Annotated in this window: 2 protein-coding genes; both read left to right on the top strand. The window is 65.2% G+C overall.

The genetic code is table 11. The annotated features are described in order from the left end of the window. Positions 1-97 precede the first annotated feature (97 nt). The gene (locus EOA60_RS29750; protein WP_127334724.1) at positions 98-1,180 is read left to right on the top strand and encodes an ABC transporter permease; all 1,083 of its coding nucleotides are present in this window, start codon (positions 98-100) and stop codon (positions 1,178-1,180) included. A 13-nt stretch (positions 1,181-1,193) separates the two neighbouring features. Further along, on the top strand, positions 1,194-2,177 hold a 984-nt coding region (locus tag EOA60_RS29745), incomplete at its 3' end, for a substrate-binding domain-containing protein (RefSeq protein WP_128312385.1).

The raw sequence follows: 2,177 nt of genomic DNA, 5'->3' as shown, positions 1-2,177 counted from the left end.
GCACAATCGCATCGTGCGCGAGCTCGCCGGCGATGCCTTGACGACGGCGGCGCTCATCAGCGCCGCTTCCGTGTCCGAAGCCGCCTGAGGAGGATCCATGAACTCGATCAAATCGACGGCGCTGGAGCCGACCCGTTCGGAGCTCGCCGGACTGAGCTACGGCCAGAAGGCGGCGCGCTATCTGCCGGTCTACGGCCTGCCGATCCTGACGCTGCTCCTGATCCTGCTCTTCTCGCTGCTCCTGCCGCGGACGTTCCCGACGCTGCTCAATTTGCGCTCGATCGTTTCCGACAAGGCGATCATCGCGCTCTTGTCGCTGGCGGCGATGATTCCGATGGCTTCGGGCCGCATCGACCTCACCGTCGGCTACGGCATCGTGCTCTGGCACATCCTTGCCATCAGCCTGCAAACCGCATTCGGCGTGCCCTGGCCGCTCGCGGTGCTCATCGTCATCCTGCTCGGCGTGCTCACCGGCTTCATCAACGGCCTGCTGGTCGAGGTGGCGCGCATCGATTCCTTCATCGCCACACTCGGCACCGGCACGGTGCTCTACGCTTTGGCAATGTGGTACACGGGCGGCCGCCAGGTCGTCGGCGTGCTTCCCGACGGTTTCCTTTCCCTCAACGGCACCATGCTGTTCGGCCTGCCGATCACCGGCTACTACGTGGTCGTGCTGGCGCTGGTGATGTGGCTGGTGCTCGAATATATGCCGCTTGGCCGCTACCTCTACGCCATCGGCGCCAATCCGAAGGCGGCCGCGCTCAACGGCATTCCGGTGCAGAAATTCGTCATGGGGGCCTTCGTCGCCTCCGGCGCGCTCACCGCCTTGGGCGGCGTGCTGCTGGCCTCGAAGCTCAGGATCGGCCAGGCCAGTGTTGGCCTCGAATACCTGCTGCCGGCCCTGGTCGGCGCATTCCTCGGATCGACCACCATCAAGCCGGGCCGCGTCAATGTCTGGGGCACGATCGTCGGCGTCGTTATCCTGGCCGTAGGGATTTCCGGCATCCAGCAGTTCGGCGGGTCGTTCTGGGTAGAGCCGTTGTTCAACGGCGTCACCCTGCTCGTCGCGATCGGCATTGCCGGCTACGCGCAGCGGCGCCGCGGCGCGGTGGTGCCGGCATCCGTGCCCACCAGCCGACCAGCCACCAGCCAATCAACAAATACAACCGACAATGCTTAATGGGAGAAACGATATGCAGCGCAGAACAGTCCTACAGCTCGGAATTGCCTGCCTGGCGCTTGGCATCGCCTCGCCGACGCTGGCCGACCCGATGGCCGACGCCAAAGCGGTGGTCGATAAATATGCCAGCAAGGTCGAGAAGTGGGACGGACCGACCACGGGACCGAAAGGGGCTGCCGGCAAGACCATCGTCGTGCTCGGCGCCGACATGAAGAACGGCGGCATCCTCGGCGTCACCAAGGGTGTCGAGGAAGCCGCTGCCGCCCTGGGGTGGACGGTCAAGACGCTTGACGGCGCCGGCTCCATCGGCGGCCGTACCGCTGCCTTCGGCCAGGCGCTGGCGCTCAATCCCGATGGCATCATCATCAACGGCTTCGACGCCGTCGAGCAGAAGCCGGCGATGGAGCAGGCCAAGGCGGCCAAGATCCCGATGGTGGCCTGGCACGCCGCGCCGACCGTCGGCCCGATCGACGATCTCGGCATCGTCGCCAACGTCTCGACCGATCCAATGCAAGTTTCGAAGGCGGCGGCCGACTGGGCCTTTGTCGACGCCAAGGGCAAGCCCGGCGTCATCATCTTCACCGATTCCACCTACCAGATCGCTATCGCCAAGGCGGACCGGATGAAGAAGGAGATCGAGGATCTCGGCGGGAAGGTGCTCGAATATGTCGACACGCCGATCGCCGAGACCTCGCAGCGCATGCCGCAGCTCACCACCTCGCTGCTGCAGAAATACGGCGATCAATGGACCCATTCGCTGGCGATCAACGACCTCTATTTCGACTTTATGGGGCCGTCGCTCGCGGCGGCCGGCAAGTCCGGCACCGATGCGCCGATCAACGTCGCGGCGGGCGACGGTTCGGAATCGGCCTACCAGCGCATCCGCTCCGGCCAGTTCCAGAAGGTGACGGTGGCCGAGCCGCTGAACCTGCAGGGCTGGCAGCTTGTCGACGAGCTCAACCGCGCCATGGCCGGCGAGAAATGGTCGGGCTACATC

The organism is Mesorhizobium sp. M1A.F.Ca.IN.020.06.1.1 (assembly GCF_004023265.1).
Taxonomy (GTDB): domain Bacteria; phylum Pseudomonadota; class Alphaproteobacteria; order Rhizobiales; family Rhizobiaceae; genus Mesorhizobium.
This window is presented reverse-complemented; position numbering and strand designations above follow the sequence as displayed.

Coding starts and splice junctions, on each gene's coding strand:
- EOA60_RS29750 (WP_127334724.1), top strand. CDS start 98: ATGAACTCGATCAAATCGACGGCGCTGGAGCCGACCCGTTCGGAGCTC.